This is a genomic window from Mycobacterium talmoniae (assembly GCF_001854525.1).
Classification (GTDB): domain Bacteria; phylum Actinomycetota; class Actinomycetes; order Mycobacteriales; family Mycobacteriaceae; genus Mycobacterium; species Mycobacterium talmoniae.
In genome coordinates this window covers 80,452-94,997 of record NZ_MLQM01000001.1, presented here as the reverse complement: position 1 = coordinate 94,997, position 14,546 = coordinate 80,452, and the positions used below count along the sequence as shown (strand labels likewise).

13 protein-coding genes are annotated in these 14,546 nt (G+C 64.2%); 9 read left to right on the top strand and 4 right to left on the bottom strand.

What is annotated here, in order from left to right:
- Nucleotides 1-54: 54 nt before the first annotated feature.
- The 3 genes from BKN37_RS00410 (at nucleotide 55) to BKN37_RS27490 (ending at nucleotide 4,360) form a co-directional block, all read left to right on the top strand.
- Nucleotides 55-2,376, top strand: coding sequence for a transketolase-like TK C-terminal-containing protein (locus BKN37_RS00410; protein WP_071019413.1), 2,322 nt, complete (start codon nucleotides 55-57; stop codon nucleotides 2,374-2,376).
- An 89-nt stretch (nucleotides 2,377-2,465) separates the two neighbouring features.
- On the top strand, nucleotides 2,466-4,028 hold the full coding sequence (locus BKN37_RS00405) for an aldehyde dehydrogenase family protein (protein WP_071019410.1): 1,563 nt from the start codon (nucleotides 2,466-2,468) through the stop codon (nucleotides 4,026-4,028).
- Nucleotides 4,029-4,165: 137 nt separating this feature from the next.
- Nucleotides 4,166-4,360: a ferredoxin gene (locus BKN37_RS27490; RefSeq protein WP_083341491.1), complete on the top strand. Its 195-nt coding sequence runs from the start codon at nucleotides 4,166-4,168 to the stop codon at nucleotides 4,358-4,360.
- 36 nt (nucleotides 4,361-4,396) lie between these two features.
- Here the strand turns inward: BKN37_RS27490 and BKN37_RS00400 are convergent, their stop codons facing one another.
- Nucleotides 4,397-5,557 (bottom strand): CaiB/BaiF CoA transferase family protein, encoded by a 1,161-nt coding sequence (locus BKN37_RS00400; protein ID WP_278184922.1) that lies wholly within the window; start codon nucleotides 5,555-5,557, stop codon nucleotides 4,397-4,399.
- Nucleotides 5,558-5,611: 54 nt separating this feature from the next.
- Between BKN37_RS00400 and BKN37_RS00395 the strand changes: the two genes are divergently transcribed.
- The 3 genes from BKN37_RS00395 to BKN37_RS00385 all read left to right on the top strand — a co-directional run bounded on the left by BKN37_RS00395 (nucleotide 5,612) and on the right by BKN37_RS00385 (nucleotide 8,697).
- The gene (locus tag BKN37_RS00395) at nucleotides 5,612-6,160 is read left to right on the top strand and encodes a MarR family winged helix-turn-helix transcriptional regulator (RefSeq protein ID WP_071019406.1); all 549 of its coding nucleotides are present in this window, start codon (nucleotides 5,612-5,614) and stop codon (nucleotides 6,158-6,160) included.
- A 29-nt stretch (nucleotides 6,161-6,189) separates the two neighbouring features.
- Entirely contained in the window at nucleotides 6,190-7,290 is a 1,101-nt protein-coding gene (locus BKN37_RS00390; RefSeq protein WP_071019401.1) for a homogentisate 1,2-dioxygenase, read from the top strand.
- 90 nt (nucleotides 7,291-7,380) lie between these two features.
- Nucleotides 7,381-8,697 (top strand): phytoene desaturase family protein, encoded by a 1,317-nt coding sequence (locus BKN37_RS00385; RefSeq protein ID WP_071019397.1) that lies wholly within the window; start codon nucleotides 7,381-7,383, stop codon nucleotides 8,695-8,697.
- A 51-nt stretch (nucleotides 8,698-8,748) separates the two neighbouring features.
- On the opposite strand, the gene BKN37_RS00380 is transcribed toward BKN37_RS00385, so the two are convergent.
- Complete coding sequence (locus BKN37_RS00380; protein WP_071019393.1) at nucleotides 8,749-9,384, bottom strand: TetR/AcrR family transcriptional regulator; 636 nt, start codon at nucleotides 9,382-9,384, stop codon at nucleotides 8,749-8,751.
- 184 nt (nucleotides 9,385-9,568) lie between these two features.
- On the opposite strand from BKN37_RS00380, the gene BKN37_RS00375 reads away from it, so the two are divergent.
- Together BKN37_RS00375 and BKN37_RS00370 are read left to right on the top strand one after the other, a co-directional pair.
- Nucleotides 9,569-10,606 (top strand): hypothetical protein, encoded by a 1,038-nt coding sequence (locus BKN37_RS00375; RefSeq protein ID WP_071019390.1) that lies wholly within the window; start codon nucleotides 9,569-9,571, stop codon nucleotides 10,604-10,606.
- A 100-nt stretch (nucleotides 10,607-10,706) separates the two neighbouring features.
- The gene (locus BKN37_RS00370) at nucleotides 10,707-11,444 is read left to right on the top strand and encodes a glucose 1-dehydrogenase (protein WP_071019387.1); all 738 of its coding nucleotides are present in this window, start codon (nucleotides 10,707-10,709) and stop codon (nucleotides 11,442-11,444) included.
- A 137-nt stretch (nucleotides 11,445-11,581) separates the two neighbouring features.
- Here the strand turns inward: BKN37_RS00370 and BKN37_RS00365 are convergent, their stop codons facing one another.
- Nucleotides 11,582-12,307, bottom strand: coding sequence for a tyrosine-protein phosphatase (locus tag BKN37_RS00365; RefSeq protein WP_071019383.1), 726 nt, complete (start codon nucleotides 12,305-12,307; stop codon nucleotides 11,582-11,584).
- A gap of 118 nt (nucleotides 12,308-12,425) precedes the next feature.
- Nucleotides 12,426-13,181 carry an alpha/beta fold hydrolase gene (locus BKN37_RS00360; RefSeq protein WP_071019380.1) on the bottom strand — a complete coding sequence of 252 codons (756 nt, stop codon included), beginning with the start codon at nucleotides 13,179-13,181 and terminating at the stop codon, nucleotides 12,426-12,428.
- A gap of 136 nt (nucleotides 13,182-13,317) precedes the next feature.
- On the opposite strand from BKN37_RS00360, the gene BKN37_RS00355 reads away from it, so the two are divergent.
- Nucleotides 13,318-14,511 carry a cytochrome P450 gene (locus BKN37_RS00355; RefSeq protein WP_071019377.1) on the top strand — a complete coding sequence of 398 codons (1,194 nt, stop codon included), beginning with the start codon at nucleotides 13,318-13,320 and terminating at the stop codon, nucleotides 14,509-14,511.
- Nucleotides 14,512-14,546: the final 35 nt, after the last annotated feature.

The following is a 14,546-nucleotide window of genomic DNA, read 5'->3' as shown; positions in this document are numbered from 1 at the left end:
AAGTTCAACACCGTGCTTGGCTTCGCGTCAACACGTCAATTTCCGGAGTTAACGATGAATACCCCGACGATCGGGTCGCCAGCGACCGCCCAGTCCGACGTACTGAGCGAGATCCAAAACCGTGTGCTGTGGCTCTCAACCGCAATCGTCCATCACGCCAATAGGGTCCGCGCGAACCCGTCGGGTTTGAAGGTCGGCGGTCACCAGGCGTCGTCGGCGTCCATGGTGTCGATCATGACCGCTCTATGGTTTCGTCATCTGCGTGCCGAGGACCGGGTCTCGGTCAAGCCGCACGCCTCCCCGGTGCTGCACGCGATAAACTATCTGCTCGGCCTGCTCGATGCCTCCTACCTGCCGCGGCTGCGTGAATTCGGCGGCCTGCAGAGCTATCCGAGTCGCGCCAAGGATCCCGACCCGGTCGACTACTCGACAGGATCGGTCGGAATCGGTGCCACGGCGCCGATCTGGGGGGCGATCGCGCGCCGCTACGTCGACAACGCATTCGGGACCGGCGGCACGGGCCGGCAGTACTCCCTTGTCGGGGATGCAGAATTGGACGAGGGCGCGGTGTGGGAGGCGGTGCTGGATCCTGCGGTGTCACAACTCGGCGAGGTCGTCTGGATCGTCGACCTGAATCGACAGTCGTTGGACCGAGTAGTACCCAATATCGCCGCGGACAAGCTGCAGCGGATGTTCGACGCGGCCGGCTGGCAGGTCATCGTCGTCAAGTACGGGCAGGCTATGGAGCAGTTGTTCGCCAGGCCCGGTGGCTGCGCGGTGCGCCGGCGAATCGACGAGATGGCCAACCCGGAATACCAGCGGCTGCTGCGCTGCAACGCTTCGGAGCTGCGGCACCGCCTGCCGGGCGCCGGACCGGACGCAGGCGCGATCGCGCGCGTGACGGCAGAGGTGGACGACGCCACGTTGGTCCAGGCGATCGCAAATCTTGGCGGTCACGACCTGAGCGCTCTCGACAGGGCGCTCTCGACGATCGACGACAGCCGGCCTACGGTCGTCTTCGCCTACACGGTCAAGGGATACGGGCTCGCCACCCACGGTCACCCACAGAACCACTCGTCGCTGCTGACCGACGATCAGGTTCGAGAACTTGCGGTTCGGCTCGGCGCCGACCCCGATGACCCGTGGCGGCAGTTCCCTGACGGCAGCGTCGAGGCGGAGCTGTGCCGCAACACCGCGAAACGGCTGGCGCGGTCGCCGATCCCCGTGCGGTCGGCCCCGTCCCTGCCCAGCGACATAGGCCGGACCCCGGCCGGCATGGCGACCACGCAAGCTGCGCTAGGCAGGGTGCTGCTCGACCTGACTCGGGAAGCTCCGCAGGCAGCGCGTCGCGTCGTGACGGTGAGTCCAGATGTCAGTTCGACAACCAATCTCGGGGGCTGGCTGAACAAGGTCGGTGTCTGGTCGGCCCGCGAACGCCGGGATTGGTTCGCCGACGACGCGGAGACCATCCTGCACTGGCGCGAGGATCCGAACGGTCAGCACATCGAGCTCGGCATCGCCGAGGTCAACCTGGTGAGCCTGCTTGGCGAGCTTGGCGCGACCTGGAGCCGGTGGGGAGAGCCGCTGCTGCCGATTGGCGTCGTGTACGACCCGTTTGTCGAGCGGGCCCTTGAACCATGGTCCTACGGTATCTACGCCGGCGGACACTCGATTCTGATCGGTACCCCCTCCGGGGTGTCGCTCGCACCGGAAGGCGGGGCGCACCAATCCATCAAGACACCTTCGATAGGGCTGGAACAACCCGGTTGTGTCACGTACGAGCCCGCATTCGTGATCGACACCGAATGGACACTGCTGGCGAGCTTGGCGCGGCTCGGTAAGCCGGACGGCACGTCGGCCTACCTCAGGTTGTCCACCCGGGCGGTCGACCAGACGCTAGCCGAGGTACCCGCCGATCCGGCGGCACGGGAGCGACGCCGCAGGCAGGTAGTCGCGGGTGCCTATGCGCTGCGGCGCGCCGACCACCCGAGGGTCACCGTCGCCGCGATGGGGGCGGTGGTACCCGAAGCGCTGTTGGCCGCCGACCGGCTGTACCGTATCGGCGTTCCGACCGACGTCGTCTGCATAACGAGTCCCGACCTGCTGTACCGGGCCGTGCGCGCCCGGCAGGGGCACGAGAACGCAGAGTCGTGGATCCTCGACCAGGTGTTTCCGTGCGACCGAGTGACACCGCTGGTCACAGTGCTGGACGGGCATCCGCACACTCTGGCGTTCCTCGCCACCATCAGCCGTGTTCCGACCACCGCGTTGGGTGTCACCCACTTCGGCCAGTCCGGTTCGCCGGCCGAGGTTTACGCACACCACGGCCTGGACGGCGACAGCATCGTGCGTGCCGCACTCGATCTGGTTGTTTGAGGTCTGCCGGTAATCCTATTTGCCCGATGGTGGTCATATGTTTGCCAAACGTTGTTAGGCTACTCGGTGCAGCCTAAGGAGAGGACTCAATGACGACGCAGACACAGGAAGCCACGCGTTACCCGGTTGGCGGCTCGAGCCTCATCACTGTGCGCTGCCCCGCGGATGGGCGCGCGGTCGGGACGGTGCCCGACATGACGCCGGCGCAGGTGCACGAGGTGGCCGCCGGCCTGAGATCGGCGCAGCTGGAATGGGAGGATCTCGGCCCGGCCGGACGGGCGAAGCACATCCGGCGGTTCCTGGACTGGGTGTTCGACAACGAGGACCGGTTGATCGGGATCATGCAGGAGGAAACCGGGAAGTCGTGGGGAGATGCCGCCGTCGAGACCGCGGTCGTCGTGGACACGATCAACTACTACACCCAGCATGCGGCCGGGTTCCTCGCCGATCGCCGAGTCAAGCGGTGGGGGCCGACTGCTCTCACCAAGAACCTCCGGATATTCACGCGACCACACCAGCTGGTCGGCATCATCACGCCGTGGAACGGGCCGCTGGCCACCCCGATCATTGACGGGATCCCCGCGCTGATGGCGGGTGCCGCGGTGCTGTTCAAACCCTCCGAGGTCACTCCACTGACCTGGACCGAGGCCACCCGCGGCTGGATCGACGAGGTAAAGGCGCCACCGGTAATGGCCTGCGTGACGGGCGGAGGCGCCACCGGTGCCGCGGTGGTCGATGAGGTCGACATGATCCAGTTCACCGGGTCGACCGCCACCGGGCGCAAGATCGCCGCGCGGGCCGGTGAGCGGCTGATCCCGCACAGTGTTGAGTTGGGCGGTAAAGACGCGATGATCGTGCTCGACGACGCCGACCTCGATCGGGCGACCAGCGGTGCGGTCTGGGGCGGGTTGTGGAACTCGGGGCAGATCTGTGTGTCGGTCGAGCGAATCTACGTGCAGGACAAGGTTTATGACGAGTTTGTCCGGAAGCTGACAGGCAAGGTCAAGGGGCTGCGGCAGGGCATGGATCCCGACGGCAGCTATGCCACCGAGATCGGTGCGATGGCGACCGAGCGCCAGCTGCAGATCGTCGAGCGACACGTCACCGACGCCGTCGAGCGCGGCGCTAGTCCGGTGACCGGCGGCAAGCGTACGTCTGAGGGCCTGTTCTTCGAACCCACGGTGCTCACCGACGTCGACCACTCGATGTTGTGCATGCGCGAGGAGACCTTCGGTCCGACACTGCCCGTGATGAAGGTCCGCGACGAAGAGGAAGCCATCCGGCTCGCCAACGACTCGCCGTACGGGTTGGCCGCCAGCGTGTGGAGCGGGAGTGCCGAGCGGGCCGATCGTGTCGCTCGGCGACTCGAAACGGGAGCGGTCAACATCAACAGCGCGCTCACCGCCACAATGCTGCTGGTCTTGCCAATGGGAGGGTGGAAATCCTCGGGTGTTGGCGGCCGTAATGGGGGAGCCGCAGGAATCCTGAAGTTCTGCCGGCAGCAGGCGATTGTGTCGGAGCGATTCCGGCTCAAGTCCGAGCCGTTCTGGTACCCATACGTCCCGCGGACGAGCCGACTGCAGGCGCGTCTGATGCGTCTGGTCGGTGCGCACGACTGGCGTCGGCGGCTCGGTCTTCGGGGCAGGAAGTAGGTTCGGCCCGCTTGTCGGTATTGCTTCGGGCAGACCTCCACTTGACGAGCAGTCCGCGGTTGACCCGAATCACCAAATGGCGTTAGGTTAATGGGCAAGGTGTTTCCAGCGCCACGGCATTGGACGAGAGGATACGCGTGACGAAGGTGTCGATCGACAGCGCTAAATGTCAGGGCCATGGCCGATGCGAGCTAATCGCACCGGAGCACTTCGAGGTCGGCGACGACGGTTATGCACACGTTCTGCGTGAGGATGTGGCAGAGGACGATTTGGTCGATGTTCGTGAGGCGGTGCAAAGCTGCCCTGAGAGCGCCATCGTGCTGACCGATTAACCCGCGATTAGCCGCGGCGGCCCAGGCGGCCCGCTTTCAACCCACCGCGACAACGGTGCCTTCAGTGACCAGCGCCTCGATGTCGTCGGCACCAAAACCCGCCTCGCTTAGGACTGTTCGGGTGTCGGCACCCCGCGCCACCGGAGCCGGGCGGATGCGTCCGGGGCTGCGCGACAGTCGGGGAGCCGGGGCGGCAGTGACGATGCCATCGGCGCTGTTGATGATCGTGCCACGGGACCGCAGATGCGGATCGTCGGCAACCTCGTCGAGTTCCAGCACCGGCGAGCCGCAGCCATCGATTTGGGCGAACTCGGCCGTCCAGTGTGAGCGTGGCTTGGTCCGGATTACCGCCGCCACACGCTCGCGCAGGGCGGGCCAGGTCGCCGGATCCAGCTGCCGCGAAGGGTCGACGTCGTCGAGTCCGAGCGCGGCCAGGAACCGTGCGTAAAACTTGGGTTCGATCGCACCGACGGCGAAGTAGAGCCCGTCAGCGCAGGCGTACACGCCATAGAAGGGTGCCACGCCGGACAGCAGATGTTTGCCGCGGCCTGGCCAGATGCCGGTGCTCAGCTCGGCGAGGTTGGTGATGTTGAGCAGTGCGGAGCCGTCGGCGATCGCGCCGTCGACCACTTGTCCCTCGCCGGTGACCGTTCGCTCGAACAATGCCATCACGATCCCCAGGGCCGTCGTCAGCGCCCCGCCGGCCAAGTCACCGACCATGGCAAGAGGCGGCACCGGTGCCTCACCGCCGACCACCCCGAGCGCGCCCGATACCGCGGTGTAGTTGATGTCGTGCCCGGCCCGGGCGCTGTAGGGGCCGTCTTGCCCCCAACCCGTCAGCCGTGCGTAGACCAACCGCGGATTGCGAGCACACAGCACGTCGGGACCCAAGCCCCTGCGTTCCATCGTCCCCGGGCGGTTGCTTTCCAGCAGGACGTCGCAGGTGTCGGCCAACCGCGCAATCACCTCGGCGCCGCGAGGACCGCGCAGATCGACGATGGCCGAGCGCTTGCCGCGTGACAGATATTTGGCGGGATCGAAGGCTGGCGTATCGGGTCGTTCGACAGCGATGACGTCGGCGCCGAAATCTGCCAGCAACATCGAGCAGAACGGCCCAGGGCCAAGGGCGCTGAGGTCGAGCACCCGGATACCGGTCAGCGGTGGCGCGGCCGCGGCTGACCCCAAACTAGTAGTCACCGCGCCAAGCTATCAAACGTGGTTTGATTTTGACAGCGGCGAGATAATCGGGCAATGACCACGCAGCCTGTCTCGGCTCGGACGATCACCGTTGAGGACTACCGGGAACTGCTGGCGCAGCGGCTCCGTACCGACGTAACGACTGGTCCGGACGCCGCCGACCATGCCGAGTTCGTATTCAACCTGACGCGCCTGCTGCACCGATTAACTCAGGATTTCGAGGTGCTGCACCGGCGGCGGGGCTGGAGTTGGGCGGGCTTTCGCATCATGAACGTGTTGTGGGTCCTCGGCGCCGCCGAGTTGCGCGACGTCGCGCGGCTCTCGGGCGCCTCGCGCGCCGCCGTGTCGAGTGCGATGAACCCGCTCGAACGCGACGGGTTGGTGTCGCGGACCAGAGACGCCGCGGACCGCCGGCTAGTCCGGCTGCAACTGACGGAGCGGGGCCGATCGGCGCTGCGGGACGCTATGCGTGAGCAAGCTGATCGCGAGCGAGCCTGGCTGTCGATGCTCGACCGCGCCGACCAGCAGCGGTTGTCCCGGCTGTTGGCGCGTATCGCGGATCGGAAAACTCCTCAAGGCCTTAAATCCAACAACGATCGTTAAGACCCTAACGATTGTGTTAACCTGCTGTCATGCCACCGCGAACGCTCATTCAATTCAGCAAAGGCAAGACCAGTCGGCAGGCCCATCGCGACCTGCCGGGCTCCGATTCGAACGGGTCATTACTCAAGGATGACGAGCTCACTCGGCATGGCTTCGACGGCCGGGAGGCGGTGCTGTACCGGTCGAACGACCCGACCGTGTTCCGCACCGAAGGGCGTTTCAAGTCGACGTCGGCGGTGCTGACCGAGGTCACTACCACCGACATGACCGATCCGCGCGGCTCGGCGCAACGGCTGTACTACAACGCCGATGCCACGATCTGGCTGTCACGCCGGACCGAGCCGATGCCGTTCTACCGGCGCAACGTCGATGGCGACGAATGCTGGTTCGTACACAGAGGGTCGGGCACCGTCGAGACGGAGTTCGGACCGATCGGCTACGCGCAGGGCGACTACGTCGTGATCCCCAAGGCGATCACGCACCGTTGGGTGGTTGATCCGGGCGAGACGATGCTATTCGGCATCGAGACCGTCGGCGAGTTGCGGGCACCCACCTATGTCGGTCTGGGCCGCCACGCGCCGTTCGATCCTGACTTGGTCCGCGTCCCGGAGCCAGCGCTGGTGGCGTCCAACCAACCGGAGTACGAGGTCCGGGTGAAGTACGACAGTGAGTATTCGTCGATCTACGTCGACCACCACCCCTGTGATGTGGAGGGTTGGAAGGGCGACTACTTCCCGTTCGCGTTCAATATCTGCGACTGGAACGTGATCATGTCCGACAGTCTGCATCTGCCGCCGTCGATGCACTGCTTCCTGGTTGCCGAGGGCATCAACATCATCAATCTGCTGCCGCGGCCGTTCGAGTCGGTCCAAGGGGTCGAACGGATCCCGTGGTTTCACCGCAACGCCGACTACGACGAGATCGCGCTGATCCACGGTGGCAAGTCGCTGGGCCGACCGCTCAAGGCCGGCCTGGTCAGCCACGATCCGCAGGGCATCCATCACGGCTTCCCCGACCGGGCGCGGATCAAGTCCCGCCGCGAATGGGACGACCACCCGCGCATCGAGTGGGAAATCATCATGGTCGAGGCCGCACGTCCACTGAAACTGGATCCGGTCCTGCAGGCTTAAGGCATCCTCCGCGCCGCGACCAATGCATCTGCCAACCGGCTCAGCACCCAACATTGCTTGATTCTCGGAGTTTCACTAAGAGGTGACACCTTGGCTACGCAGACAAACGACAAGTCCGTCGACGCCGTAGACGTGGTGGTGATCGGGGCCGGAGCCGGTGGTATGGCCGCGGCGGCCCTGCTCGTCAAATACGGGTACCGGACGCTGCTGGTGGAGGCCGAACCCCAAGTGGGCGGTCGGGCCTCGACCGTGCAGATCGAGGGATTCAGAGTCAACACCGGGGCCCAGGTTTTCGAGCTCGGCGGCGCCAACAAGGCGCTGTTCGACGAGGTCGGGGTGCCGATCCGGGCGCGCCGTCAACCTAAGCCGCTAGTCCTGCGTCTCGGTCGCCTCGACCTGCCGGTCATGAGTGGACCCACCGGTTTACTGATCAACAAGCTCCTGATTCCAGTCGTCGGTGGTGCCGCACTGCGGTTCGGTGTCTTTCGCCCTGCCGAGGGTCTCACCGTGGAGCAGTGGCTGGACCGGTCGCACGCCCCTAATCGATTGCGCAAACTGGCCCGTAACCTGACCAGCGCCATGTTCGCGGCAGAGCCACGAGACGTCTGCGCGACTCTCTTCTTTGACTACCTCACGAAGAAGGGCGGCATGAACCCGTATGGGGCGCACCCCGAGGGCGCCATTGGGCCGTGGCACGACCTCGCCCGTTATATCGAACGCGCCGGCGGGACCATCTGGCTTGACAGTCGGGTTACCGGCATCGGGGTCGGCCCCGATGGTCGTGCCGACGGCGTGACCGTGCTGCGCGAGGATGGTGCGGTCGCGGTGACGACGCGCACGGTCGTCAGTAACGTCGGTCCCGTTGCCACCGGTAAGCTGGTCCCGGCGGAGGCATGGCCCGCCGGCTACGTCCGGAAGCTGGAAGCGGAGAATTACCCGGGCACACTCATCACGGTGAACTTCGCCACCGACGAGCCCATCGCTCGACTGAAGACACTCGTGTTCTTCGGCTTCACCGACCGGCTTGCGTACGCGTCGTACATGAGCGGTCCGTCACCGGCATTGGCGCCGTACGGCCGGCATCTGTATTGTGCGACGAGCACACCGCACCCGGCGAGCAGCGGATTCGACGTGGCCGGCGAGGTCGAGATGCTCAAGCGGGAAACACTCGAACAGTTTCCCGAGTTTGCCCACGCCCAGATCCTGTCGATCGCGGTGTGCACCGGAGACTGGCCCGGTCAGCGCGCCATCCCCGGCCGGGACTGGTCGAACGATACCCCGGTGGACAACATCTGGAACGTCGGCGACGGCGCCCGACCCTGGATGGGCGCCGGCCAGAGCGGGTGTGTCGAGTCGGCACGTCTCGCAGTGGACGCGATCCGGGAGTTACACCCGGTTGAGCGCTAAGCGTGAATCCACCTGGCATGGCCACTACGCTCGGCCGACACCATCCACTCCTCAGTGCCCGTACAGGGTCCCTTGCCACATGGCCACCAATGCGTCGACGGCGGCTTCTTCGTCGGCGAGAGTCGGCTCGATCCCCAGCCCGGCGATGTAGAGCACGCGTTCTGTGCCCCAGAACAGGGTTGACGCCAGAGTCCTGCTCGGTACGGCGGACGCGATCATCCCGGCAGCACGTTCGCGTTCGATCTCGACAGCGCCGGCGGCGACGAAGCGCTCAACGATGCCCAACCACAGACCGCGCAACTCGGGCTCGGAGTGCCAGTGATCATTCACAGCCTGCAGCACCAGGCGGTGACGGTGCCAGGCCCGTGTGACGGCACGGATGCTGCGCTGCAGGGCGACTGTCGGCGGATCCTCAGGTGAGCGCGCCAGAAATGGCTGCACCGTTTCGAAGATGTCACCCATCGCGGTCTCGAGCAGGCCACTCAGTACGGAGAACTTAGACGCGAAGTAGAAGTAAAAGGTCGCCCGGGAGATCTTCGCCTCGGTGAGGATCTGCGCAACGCTGATGTCATTAAACGACTGCCACGCCAAAAGCCGCGCGGTGGCCGCGAGGATACTTTCCGCCGACGCTCCATCGATGTCCACGCTCCGCCGTCGACCGGCCCCTCGCCGCGCCGTCTCCGTCATCGCCCGCCACCTTACCTCCGGTCTGCGCGTCTTGCCGCGCCACCCAGACTAAGAACCTACCCCAATTTCAAAAGACTATACGCAGTGTATGGACAGTGTGTTAGTGTGAGCCGGTACACAACTGCCGGAGACGGTTGTCGGTGCCACTGACAGCAAGTCATTGAGAGAAGGAAGGGCAGAACTGATGAGTTTGATGCTCAGTACCAGTGGGTGGCCGCTGGTCGACGACGAGGGGTGGCCCCCCAACATTGTGCCGAGTCCCGGCGACTTCACCGCCAGCACCGCGTCGCAGATCATCTTCTTCTTCGTCGCGGGAGCGGCCGTGGTCATCTTCGCGTTGCCATGGGCGATCAGGGCGGCGATGAGGAGCAAGAACTACGTACCTTTGCTGGTGATCGCTAGCGGTCTGATCTGCAGTTTGCTGGAACCCATGCTCGACATGCTGGGCCATCTACACTGGGCCAAGAACCTGGTGCCCGCGTTTACCAACTTCGGTATCACCGTGCCGGCGCTGATCCCGCTGTGCTACGTGGCATTCCTGGGCCTGGAAGCCTATTTCTGCTACTTCGTCATCCGCAACGGCGCGCATGTCCAGCACTTCCTCATGCTGCTCGGGTTGGGGATCCTGACCGATGCGGTGATGGAGACAATTGGCATCAACTTGGGGATCTACACCTACTACGGCGTGCAACCGTACGACTTCCTCAACTTCCCGTACTGGTGGGGCTTCATCAACGGCGGCTCGTTCGTCACAATTGGCGCAATGCTGGCTTTCGCGGTGCCACGTTTGAAAGGCGCCAATAAACTGTGGTTGTTGCTGGTGGCGCCAACCGGCATGATGATCAACTACTTCGGGGTGGGCTGGGTGCACCTTCTCGCACATAACTCCACCCTGCCGACGGCGGCGCGTTGGGTGGCCACGACAATCATGATGGCGATGATGGTTGGCTGGATGTTCGTGCTGCATCACCTCGTCGGGCGGCCACAATCGCTTCCGGCGCCGAATTGGACCGTGTGGCGGACCTTCGTGTACGGCAAGTTCACGCCGAGCCGGGCGGTGCGGCTAGCCATGTGGCAGAAGATGTGCGAGGAAGGCGGGGTTCGTCCCAGCGACGGGCTCGCCGCCGATCCCGAGGATCCGTCTCAGGCGCAGGCGTGCGGCCCAACCATTGTCGCAAATGGTGTGAGCCCGATATCTCGCCGAGACGAAGCCTCGGTCTGACGATCGCTGCGGTGGGCTGGTCCGGGGTTAATCCCGGACCAGCCCACCGCCTGCCGTCTTTTGAGCCAGCCGCGTCCGGTGCGGATGAAGGTGACACGCCATGAGTAAACGGGTTGCAGACAAAGTAGCGGTGGTGACGGGTGGTGCTGGAGGTATCGGCGGTGCGGCGGCCAAGGCTCTGGCGGCCGAAGGCGCGCACGTGTTGATCACCGATATCGCCGATGAGCAAGGCAAAGCAACGGCGGATGAGATCGGCGGGCGCTTCGTTCGCCATGACGTCACAGACGCTGACGCGTGGGCGGCCGTGATGACTGCGGCTGAGGAAGCGTTTGGGCCGGTCAACATCCTTGTGAATAGTGCCGGGATCCAAGAGACCGGACCGATTGCCGAGATCACCCTTGATGATTATCAGCGTGTCATGGCGATCAACGCCACCAGCGTTTTTCTGGGGATCAAGGCCGTCGTGCCCGCAATGCGCCGATCCGGCGGCGGCTCGATCGTCAATATCAGTTCCGCGGCCGGCCTTGTTGCCGTGCCGACCGCGCTCGCCTACGTCGCGAGCAAGTTCGCTGTGCGCGGGATAACCAAAGCCGCTGCGATGGAACTCGGTCCCGACAAGATCCGTGTCAACTCGGTCCATCCCGGCGCGATCCGAACCCCGATGCTGGCAAGTCTGGACAACATCGATGTGATCGAAGCATCGCTGCCGATGCTGCCCCTCGGCCGCGCTGGTGAGGCCGACGAGATAGCCAACCTCATCTTGTTCCTGGCCTCCGACGAATCGAGCTACTCGACAGGTGCGGAGTTCCTCGCTGACGGTGGCTGGACCTCCCAGTAACGCGGCATTGTGAGCGGCGGTGGCTCATTACGCACGTCGCAATCAAATTCAGCTGCGACAGTGAGTGAAGTCAACTTGCCGATTCCGCGAAATCAGCAGACGAAGCCGCGACGCTGATCGCGTCGGACGTTTGATGGTCAGGTGGTGGACCGGTCCACCAGCTTGTCGCGCCAGGCGTTGATTAGCTCGATCCGCACACCCCGTGCGGTTAACCAACCTCCGCTGCCTCCCGGCGACCCGTCGACCTGCTCAAGCACGCCCGAGATCGCTTCGACGGGAGCCAGAGTCGCTTCGGGGAACTGAGCCATTAGCGCGGCGACTTCCTCATCGCTGCTGGACAAGCGTCGGCGCACCGAGGTCATAGCGGCGGCGGTCCGCACGTAGTCTGCGACAATCGCGTCGCGGGTTACGCCCGCGGCGCGTAGCAAGGTCGCGATTAGGACACCGGTGCGGTCCTTGCCGGCGGCGCAGTGGATGAGTGTAGGGCCGTCGGCAGCGACCAGCAGCTCGAGTATGGCCACCGCCACTTCGCCCACGCGGGCGACGAGCTCGCGATAGATCGCTTCGAGCCTGACATTTCCACCGGCCAGAAGCTCCCGCAACGTCTTCGGACGCGCTTCACCGAGCAGCGGGAACCGGGCCAGCAGGGTGGTCGGAGTTCGCAGGGGGTGAGGCTCGATGGGCTCGTCGTGCGACCGGAGATCGATCACCGTCACCGGTGGCCATGGCGGGCCCGATGGGCAAGGGTCACCCGGCAGCGGCGCATCACTACGGTAGAGCACCCCACTTCTCGTCACCGCACCGTCGTCGGTCGGAAGACCACCCAGATCGCGGAAGTTAGCGAGCCCCGGCACGGCATCCATTCTTTGCTAAACCTCCTGTAGTCCAACGACTATCGCCAACATTGGCAGATGCTGGTGTCCGCCGCAAACCGAGGGCCACATGTTGCAACTGCTTTCGGTGTATCGACGAGCGGCGCGATCACAGATGCTGAGGCCGGAGGAACGCGTTAAGTGCTGCGTTCACCGCGTCCGGATTATCCTGAGCCGCGTCATGACCCGAATCAGGAATGACAACGAGTTCCGCGTGAGGAAGCAACGCTGCAAACTCCTTTGCGACTTCTATTCCGTACATGATCTCGTTGTTCGAGTGAAGGACGAGCGTCGGGACGTCAATCGTGCGGATCTCGTCAGCGGTGAAGTCCGGTTGCCGGGCCCACATGTCGACAAGCTTTCGCATGTATCGTGCCCACGACTCGTCGTCAACGTGGTTGGATCTATTGGCGCGCAGTGCCTTATCGAAGTTGTCGCCAAGAAGGCCGAACATGTCATCGGGGCCCAGGTTCGCCATCATCTTGGACACCCCGGGGCGGTAGTTGTCGATGTTCCATGGAGTGCCGAGCAAAACCAGCCTTGCCACCAAATCGGGGTCTTGTAGCGCAATGGCGATGGAAACACATCCGCCGTCACTGTGGCCGACGAACGTCGCCGTCTCCACCCCAAGCTGACGTACAAGCCCGGCAGCGGACCTCGCGAAGCTTCGGTAGCCGAACGGCTCGTCGCTGTCGGGGGACCGGCCGTGGCCCCGGCTGTCCACAGCTATGACTCGGTACTGGCTCCCGAGCCAGTTGAACTGACGCTTCCAGTAGGTGTGGTCAACACCGCCGCCATGCAGTAGTACTACTACAGGGCCGTGGCCAGCTTCTTTATAGAACAGGCCGGGAGTGTCGTACGTCATAGGCGTTTCCAAGGTCACCGAGCACACATCCAGTCTGGACGTGACGCAGATTATATGGCATCGTGGCCAATTAATACCGAACACCGTTTGACCCACGTTGCCGGTGGACTGCCGCGCCGACCTTTGGAGCTGTGCGATGACCTCTACCCCTGTAGACCGCGACTATGCTGCACTGCTGCGGTCGTACGACCTGTTCAATCCCGAACATGTCGAGTGGAAATACGACGCGTTCACCTATGCCCGTCAACACTGCCCGGTGGTGCGCGCCGAGTCCCCGGTGGCCGGGCCGATGTGGGTGGTGACCCGGTATGCCGATGTGCGGCAGGTGTGTGAAGATCCCGAGACATTCTCCTCGGTGGGCGGATCACCTGCCCCGTCGCCGGTGCGGTTAGGCCCGCTGGACTCCGACCCGCCGCTGCACACAGGCTTCCGTAAACTGCTCAACCCGTACCTGACGCGTAAGGTCGCACTGGCCTATTCCGACGAGATGCGCCGATACGCCCGTGAACTCATCGACGGGTTTATCGACAACGGCAGGGTCGAGCTGCTCAGCGAGTACACCGGTCCGTTCGTCTCGCGGGTGCTGGCCAGCATGGTGTTCAACGAGAGTGACCTGGCCAAAATGGAACGCGCCAAGGAGATCGTCGTCCGCGTCACCGAGGACGGCACCGAGGAAGCGTTCATGAACCTCGGCATGCTGGCCTCGGAATACCTGATGGCCGCGATCGAGAATCCCCCTGAGGAAGACGGCATCCTGCGGGCGCTGGCCACCGGAACGATTGACGGTGAACCGATAACCCACGAGCAGGCGCTCGGCGCGATCTGCGTGTTGTTCTTGGGTGGGCTGGATACTGCCCGTTCGGCTATCGGGACGATCGCCATGCACATTGCATTGCAGCCCGAACTCGAAGCCCGCGTCCGGGACCCACGGTGGGTGCGCAACGACATGGACGAGTTCATTCGGTTGGTATCGCCGGTGGGGACGTTCGGGCGCACCGTCACCAAAGACACCGAGATCGCTGGGTGCCCGATGAAGAAAGGTGACCGGGTGCTCATTCGGTTCGACTCGGCCAACCGCGACGAGCACAAGTTCGCCAACCCCGAGCAGTTGCAGTTCGATCCGCCCCGCGGCGGCAACGCCGGCTTTGGCCTGGGTATCCATCGTTGTATCGGCATCCACTTTGCACGGATGGAGATCGTCGTCGCCTTGGAGGAGTTGCTCGCCCGCGTCACCAACCTGCGGCTGGATGCTGACCCGGAGAGCTTGAAGTGGGTACCCGGAATTGCCAACTACCCTGATCGCGTTCCTCTCACCTTCGACAAGATCTGACTCGAAGAGGGTTGTAACCCAACGTTTTGTCCCAA